3 protein-coding genes are annotated in these 8,716 nt (G+C 42.4%); all 3 read right to left on the minus strand.

Annotated elements, in window-relative coordinates:
* The coding region (locus tag AB6735_RS27655) for a DUF6443 domain-containing protein (RefSeq protein ID WP_370999420.1) at positions 1-2,857 on the minus strand (2,857 nt) is incomplete at its 3' end.
* Positions 2,858-2,886: 29 nt separating this feature from the next.
* A complete protein-coding gene (locus AB6735_RS27660; RefSeq protein ID WP_370999421.1) occupies positions 2,887-6,390 on the minus strand; it encodes a hypothetical protein in 3,504 nt (1,167 codons plus the stop codon).
* A 13-nt stretch (positions 6,391-6,403) separates the two neighbouring features.
* A complete protein-coding gene (locus AB6735_RS27665) occupies positions 6,404-7,432 on the minus strand; it encodes a hypothetical protein (RefSeq protein ID WP_370999422.1) in 1,029 nt (342 codons plus the stop codon).
* Positions 7,433-8,716 lie beyond the last annotated feature (1,284 nt).

An 8,716-nucleotide genomic window follows, 5' to 3' on the forward strand; every position in this document is an offset into this window, starting at 1 on the left:
TACGATCTACCTCTGCCAGCGGGTCAACAGTCGTAAATCGCCCAATTACAGGATCGTAGAAACGCGCGCCATAATCGTATTGGTTCAGTTCCTCCTGCAATTCTTTCTTATTGTAAAGATACTTATTTCCACCATTTACCTGCCGGTGCACATTCAGCCCGAATGGGTAATAATCGTCTTCACCTACTTTACCGTTTGTTTGGTCAAAAGTTACCCGATTATTTCCAAGATGATCTGTCAAAGTATATTCATACACATAGTTTGTCCCGCTTCGGTTTGCTCTCCCCTCTTCTGTCTGAACAAAATCTATCGTTCCATCTGGCCTGTATTGTATTCCTTCAATGTATTCCGTAATTGAACCATTACTGTTCTTTCGTAATTTTTCTCCGGTTGCCGAGTATGTATAGCTCAGGTTTTTAGATGCGATACTTCTGGGCAAGTCAATCATGTTGTACAAGATAACGTTGCCCTGCCCGTCGCTCGAAGCATTGCCATTGAGGTCATAAGCTGGATAACTTCGGAATGCCGCTCCGTTATTGGTGATCGTTTGTAACTGATTGCCTGTATAATTATAAGTTAAGGTGGCCGCGTTAGGGGCTGTGCGGGTTAATCCTTGAATATTACCCAAGTTATCGTAATTGCTGATCGTTTCACTGTAGCCAGTGCTTGATGTTCCAGATTTCAGACGGTTCAGCTGATCATAACTATAAGTAACATGCTGGTTACCGCTAATGCCCGCATTATATTGTTGCTCCGCTATATTGCTATTAAACTGAGCCGGTGCACCAAACTGCGGTACATTGTAGTTCAGCTTTTCGCTGAATAATTTATTTGCTGAGGGAGCTACGGATGGGTCGTTGATCTGGCTTAACCAACCACGCTCATTATAGATATAACTGATATCCTGTAAGTAACTGCCTCCATTGTTGATACTATGTAGATGTTTAGTTTTCAGCTGCCCGATCTCATTATAGTCCAGTTGTGAGATGATCGTTGGCGCAGGGGCCAGGCTAGTGCCTGTGCTGATGGCTTCCGAAGTTTGAACCTTGCGCCCCATATGGTCATACTGGTAATTAGTGGTCACAAGTAGGGATTGGACGTTTGCCACATAGTGATGACGGGTAGTACTTGTTACCTGGTCAGTAAAATTGTAACTATTGCTTATTTCGTCATAATTTAACGTATTTAAACCGGCTTCTCCGCCCAAGTAGTGCTGTTTATCGGTTTGTACCGCTCTCCCTTTGCTATCGTAAAAATACGCGGTCCATAACATAGAGCCATAGGTTCCGTCGGGCAGCAGTACCGCGGTTTTCGTCGCCGTTAGTAGCCCAGTCGGGTTGGTCAATGTACCGCTCACCGTTGGAGTATAAGGATTATTAGGATAAGTGTAATTATCGTAATAGTTCAATACCAGGTAACGTAGGATGTTTGCCTGTGGCCAGGCCGTGCCAGAATAACCCGTACCTGTAGTCTGCTGGGTTTCCCACAGTGTGGTCTGCCCGTCTACCGTGATCTGCAATGCCGCCCGGTAACTGGTGCCCGCCGTACTACCCGGATATTGGTATACACCAGAATAGGCTATCCGCCCAAATTGGTCATACTTGGTAAAACTCCATTCCTGCGTGCTTTTCGCCCGTTGCACACCATCCTGGGTTGCCACCACCTGATCCAGTTTGTTATAAACCATATACTCCCAGCCTTTGCCCGGAATCTTTTTCTCGATCTGCCGGTTACGTCCATCATAACGGTATTGGTAGCACAGGTTATCCTGAGTGGTTGACGTAGGCAGTACATTATCCGCATTGGAACCAGGCGGCAGCACAAAGGCCAGGTTGCCCAGGTCGTCGTACACGTAATAGGTCGATAGCATTTGCAGCGCACTCCCGGTATAATTAAATGTGCGTTTCAGCACCACATGGCCTTCTTTGTCTTTGTACTCTTCGGTCGTTCCTCCTCTTGAATTACCAAATCCGGTATCTTTCCAGTTTTCGTCTTTGCTGACAGTTACATATAACTGGCCTGCGCCGTAATTACCGTTTCGCCCGAGTGTCCGGCTTTGGTCGGCATTGATCGTGACCGTATACAAAGCAACCAGCATCGTGTTGGCTGTATCCGTAATGACCTTTTCGTTATTCGTCGTATACACTATTTTCCGGGTATGGCCTGCCGTGCTGTTGGCTACCGGCTGCCAGTCTGTGCCCGGCGCGCCTTGTTCCAGTACCCGGTTCAAGGGCGAAGGTTCAAAATTGGTTTGCGCGAACGGTTGTGGAATTACTACTATACCGTTGCTTTGTTGTGTTCCGCTGATACCACTGCCTGTTGGGTTATAAAAATTGTTTACCCCTGTGGTTAGCGCATCGGTTTTATAGCTGCCATCGACAGTAGTGGCCGCATAGGGCAGGTATTTCGTAGCTTCCCTGCCGAACTGATCATAAACAAACGGCTGTACGACGTCTTTATTGGCCGGAGAGCCTTTCACCTGGACTGTTTGCAACGGTCTGCCCAGCCCGTCAAAATACTGTACCGTCTGCATAAGATCACAGGTAGAGTAAGTGTTTACTGCCGGGTTGTAACCTGCTTTGCGTGGTACAGAACTGAGTATGTAATTCTGGTTTTGGCTCAGCGCTGTGCCCAGCGGCTGGCAATCCGAGTTGGCGATATACAGGCTCAAGCTGCTGCCCGGCGCTGCCGTAAAGCTGAAATTAGGGCTTAGCGTAATACTGCTGTAACTGAAATACGAACCGGCTGCCGGTGTTCCCGTCATCGGCGCCGTTACCTGGATCGGCGTTTGGGCTTTTGAGCTGTAAACTATGAACAATAAACTGAAGGCCGCGAGTAATCTATTTATAATTTTCATGTGATTAAGTCTTTAGGTTATCCTTCGGTTTATTGCCCCTGGTAATGATAGTCCATGTGTTTCACTATATTCCCGTCTTTGTCCTTCACATTCATCAGCCGCTGGAAGCCATCGTATTCGTATGTCGTTGTCTCGCCCTTCGCATCGGTGCTGCTCGTCATGCCCACTAATGGATCGTAAGTGTAGGTGGTCATTTGGGCATCTACCGGACAAAACCGCACGTCATCGATCTGTCCGTTTGGAATACTGATAGTATAAGTCCCCCCCGTCACATTTACAGGCGGAAGTCTTTGTAAGGTCCAGCCTGTACCTGATTTGAGCCAATAACTGAGAACATAATTCCTGGATGACAAACCGTTTAATAATTTGCTATAAGCCCCACTAAAGCTCAAATGCCCTGTCTTACAATCATTATTAGCACTATTACCACTACCTTCCTCAAAGCCGTCGTAGTAAAAATCTTTTGCGCCTGTGGTCGTAGTGTTGGTTACTGAAATTGGGTATGAAACAAATAGATTGATCGGTAGGCTTAGGTTCTGCAAATCATAAATACTACCTGTCAGGGTATATATTCCCGGGGCCAAACCATTAAAAACTATGTTCGACGAATAATTTCCGCAGGTTGCAGAACCTCCTGCCAAGCAAAGGGAAAAGAAACCGGAATTATAGTTATTGGGCCCGGTAATATTGATAGATATTTCTGCCCGAACAGTACCACTACCCTCATCTCCACCATAATCAATATATAAACTCGTGACACCATTTGCGCCAACGGTAAATTGTTGGGTGTAGGTATCCTTGTTTGTGTATGGGAACTGTATGGAAAAACTATTTGTGCTGGTGGTTTGGCTTGTGATTACTTTATAAGTATTTAATGCATTTTTTACCATTACTGTTGGGTAAGTATTATTATACCCCCATTGGTAACTTGTTTTTGGCCCCAGTGCCGGGGCAAGGCTCAAAATATCCCCCTGAGTATCATAAGACTGAAATTGTTGGCGGGGTTCATAATTATTCGTCCCTTTTTTAGTCGATACGGTTAAAGGATATATTTGAGCGTTATTATTGTTCCATATTTGATAATCCGTCTTACTTGATTGCAAAAAACTCGTAGTATTGTTTACCAGGTTGTATTTGAAGTCTAATTGTTCAATCACCGGGGTCCAGTTATGTAGTGTATTATACATATTATCATAGGGCTCAATTGAAACAAAATCAGAAGGATATTTGTACTGTGTTATCCAATTGTCTCCTGTGCTGCTAGTGACCGTTTTTTGAGTTGGTTGTAAATGCTCTAAATTAGCATAAGTGTAAGTTGTGGTTTGACTTACAGGACTATTAACGTTAGAGTAATCGGTAGTTGCTACGTTGGTAAGTAGGGCAACATCTTCGTGTCCTTTTGTTGCTTCCCAGGTATATGAATTCAAATAATCCCACAAATAGGGGGTGGAATAATTATCAGGCGTAAAATAGCCCGTCAAATCTTTAAACACTATTTCCTGATCGACCCTGATCCCTGTAAGGAACTCATCGGTTCTTACGCTCGTATAGGTATTATCCACCTGGCTAACCTTACTGTAGGTGCCATTTACATTTTTATAAACTACTTTTGACTTTAATAATGGATTAGGAGTCCCCCTATCGATTGTAAATCCATTTATAAATTTGGGACTGCCTAATATGTTGGTTGATTCAAGGGTGGTTTCCAAAGGGATATCATAGGAATACTCCGTTTTTCCAACATTATCAGCGATCGTTCCGTTATATTCTGTTACTTGTCCATAAATAACTGGGGAAGAGCCCATAATAGACAGTGGATAAACACTGGACGAGGTGGCGACATTACTTGTTAACACACCACGGTCCTTCATACCGGCATACCCTTGTTGATTCGTCTGGGTTTCAACATAATGTACGGGTTGTTGGTAACTGAATAAAACAGCGGAGATCTCTTGCTGAGCTCCTATCAAATCATATGTATAACTTTTTTGATTGCTCAAAGAATTGTCACTGTTATAATTTTTTATGGTTTTAATTCTCAGCCCCCCTATTACATAATTATTTGGATTTGTCTGGTCGGGATAATGATAAAAATTGGGGTCATTTGTTTTATTTGATTCGAATTCAAAAACGGATTTACCCCCAGTTGGATATTGAATCTGCTGAAGAATGCCTAGTTGTGCCTGGATCGGGTGTGGGTTCTTATTTCCCCCATAAGTTCCCAACTCTGAAGGGTTTAAGAAACCCAGGAACTCACTTGGAATTCCGCCGATTCCCATTGTATTGTATCCCCAATAATCCTCTGCAATATTGGGGGGGAATGAATTCCCCCCAGGAAAGACATAACCATTAGTCATATAATATCCGGGACCTACCCCGTTATTATATCCAAAAGCATAGTTTTCAACAACTGAAGTCTCTGCCCCGCCCAATTTAACACCGTCTAAACGCAACCTTAAGGAATGATTTGATGCCGCCCCAAAGTACGTTTGAATAAGGGATGCCTCTCTGATGAGACTATTTGAGGCTCTGCTATAAATAGCTATCTTTATAAGTCTCATTTGCCTACCATCCTGTCTATCGGCAGCATATAAAAAGCGAACCACTGCATCTTTGGTCACTATACTGTCCAATCGTTGGGGAAACTCCTGAGATCCAATTGGGGTTCGTGTAAAAGTTGTTGTCTGAGGAATCACATCAGTGAAATTACTAGGACCTTTAACGATTGAGCAAACCTCTGAGGCCTGAACAATCGTTTCCGTTCCTGACTTATAATACAAATTTATTTCATCCGTCTGGTCAGCCGAAGTAATTTTTGTTAAATTCCAGGCAGTTACAGGCGATAAGCCATTTTGAGAAGTTACTTCTGTTGCCTGAAAAGAATATTGGGCCCCCTCTTCATCAACAATTTGGTAATAAAGGTTTAACGGTGAGGGACTATTATTTAAGTACTGTTTTGTTATTTTTAAAGGTGCATAAGGGATCAGGTGAACACCTCCAGTCAACCAATCATATCTAAAAATTCCGGATTTTCCATTAAAATTATAACCATATCTGTCGCTCTGTGTTTCGAAATTTGACTTACTCATATTTTGATAATAGTATATGAGATTAGTTGCATCAGCATCACTTGTTACCGCATTACGGGCTGTTGTGAGATCATCAGTTGTCTTGTAAGGTGCGATATAGTCATTGCTTTCGTCCCGTCTGCCAAGTACTGTTCTACCAATGCTTCCCCCTGCATTAAGTACCCAGCCGAGCCCAACTACACTTGCCATATCACGAACTTTGATACCACTTGCATGATAGGAAATGCTTATAGGTAAGATAAGTTTTCCCGTTTTTATTGTGTATATCGGAACATTAATATCCGGTACTCCAGTACTGTATCCAACTGGAATTTCAGCATATCTCAACAATGCGGCAACATCTGGTGATGGAGGAATCACTGCGGGCACACTTGGGGCCTGAGCAGAAACTATTATAGCCGTAGACACAGTTATTAGGAAAGAAAGAATAAATTTCATTTTCATAAGTTCAGGGTGATCAGTTCTCAGATGTTTTTTTTGTTAGTACTTCCATTCGTTTCGTCAATTCATCAATTTGACACTGCTGTGATTGGCTATCAACTCGTTTTTGTTCGAGTCCGTGTACCCTTTGCTGAAGTTCTTTAAGTTCTTTGTCCTTTTCGATTAAATACAAAGTCAACTCCTCCACTTTCTTCATTAATAGCTTATTCATCTCACTCACATCAAGTCCTTTTTTAATCATTTCCTGCTCAGATGGAATTTCTGGCAAATGTTGGTTTTGGTCGATATAGGATTTTACTTCAGACAAAGATGGTAGTTGATACTCTTTTTTAAATACATAGTCTGACCACCCGTTCAAATCTATTATAACGGCTTTAGCATGCATTGTACCGTTCACGTCCAACTTATTTTGCGGATTGGTTTGACCGATACCCACATTGCCGGTATGCAGCACTGTAAATACCGGGCTGCCTACATTATTGCTCATGAATATCCCCGTTGTTCCTGCGGCCAGATAACCTGGGGTGGCATCCCCGAATTTGATGTTATTGGTAAAGTTGGATGCACTGACCGTGATATCCAGTTTGGCGGCCGGTGCAGTTGTTCCGAGACCCAGATTACCTTGTTTAATGGTCAGGTATGTGCTTGCCGCTGTTCCCCAGGATTGTATATCTGATGTCGGGTCACGTTCCCACCAGGTCCTGGTGTCGGTTTGAGGGCTAACATAAGAGCCGTCTATCGATATCCCATCATGCAGTCTGCTGGTTGTAAAATCACTGCCAGCTGCGTTTCGGACCAGCCATATATTGTTTTGAACACTATTCGTTGTCGAACCACCTACAGAGCTTAATAACAGGTTATTTTTGGCGGCGCTGCCTAAAGCGGTAGGTTGATAAACGGCGAACTTCGCTGTGCCACTGTTGATTCCTATGCCCACGTTTCCTGTATTACTGTTATAGATATTATTGCCTACGGTTGTCCATTGGGCATGTACTAATGATGAAAAGCTTAAAAGTAGTGAAAGTGAAAAAATGAGTTTCTTCATGATATAAGAGGGCTAGGGATTTGATTAAATGTATGAAGAAGATCAATCTGTATTAGATTGACGCTAAACTGTTATGGAATGAATAAAATGTGTTTGATTGATGCCTTTCTGAAGGCTAAGGGCTGGGGTATTCTTACTGTGATAATGCGATCATATTGCAGGGTTAAGGTGCTTCAAATATAATTATTTATCATTTCAAACAAATAGGCTTTAATAATATTTAACAACTTATTTAAAACAATTGTTAATACTCTCTGCGAGCCGCCTGCGAATAGAGGAGAGGATCTTTGTAGAGGTAGCACGAAGTGCGGCCATAAAGAATGCTTCACACAAAAAATTGACGTTGCGTTTGACTCCTTGGGGCTGTGTGTTAGCCTTTCAAACGCCATGACAGTTGTGAAGTCCTCGACGAGACGCAGGTGAGCTAAAATTGTGGAAAGCGCCTGACTTAACAATGAATGAGCATAGCGAATGATTGATAAGGTCAGAGAGAGCTTTCATGAAGCAAGGATTTTGCTTAAGTCATATCAGGTGACAGATCGCAGCGTGTTGGGCTATTGCCTGCACATTTTCTTGACAGGTCGTATAATAGATAAGATATTAGATAAAAAATGTGCGGTGATAGCTTGGCCTTGTGGTGAAGTTTAATGTGTGCATAGCACTTATTAAACGTAGCGGAATCTGGCGACTGATTTGATAAGCTTAAGAGTTGCGTAATACCGATTTCTGTTTAATTGATCCGGATTTTTCAAATCGGCCTTATGGTATCTATGAAAACCATCTGGGTTTTGATCAAGTAATAAGCTTGGGAGAATATTCTATTTTATCCAAGGATGATATCGTTTATCGAGCAAAAGGATTTTTTGCTGGCTCTTTGGGTCTGACTTTATCCATCCGCCTTTGGTTAGACTATCAAACAAGTAGTTAACATTCAATCCACAGGGTTGAAAATGTTTGAGATAATAAAAAACATCGGCTTTCCGGATTAAACTTTAAAAACCTTTTTTGGATAAAATCAAGATAAAGGCGCCTGTAACAAGGTTGCTTTACCTTTTTTTAAGATGTATGAGAACTTTATAAGCAAATTGACTTTTGCGGTAGTTACGAGCCGATCTATATATGACCTATGACGGTGAAAGATGTAACCTAGTGGCCTTGTAAGTTGTTATTTGCAGACAACGAAGAGATTGTATACTGAAATAAAATCATCAGGGCTGACGCATTAGGAATTTGATTTAGCGATTAATGAAAGTAGAAATTTGTGGTTCCAACCGGCCATTTTCC

The sequence above is a fragment of the Mucilaginibacter sp. RCC_168 genome, assembly GCF_041355315.1.
Taxonomy (GTDB): Bacteria; Bacteroidota; Bacteroidia; order Sphingobacteriales; family Sphingobacteriaceae; genus Mucilaginibacter.

Coding starts and splice junctions, on each gene's coding strand:
- AB6735_RS27660 (WP_370999421.1), bottom strand. CDS start 6,390: ATGAAAATGAAATTTATTCTTTCTTTCCTAATAACTGTGTCTACGGCT.
- AB6735_RS27665 (WP_370999422.1), bottom strand. CDS start 7,432: ATGAAGAAACTCATTTTTTCACTTTCACTACTTTTAAGCTTTTCATCA.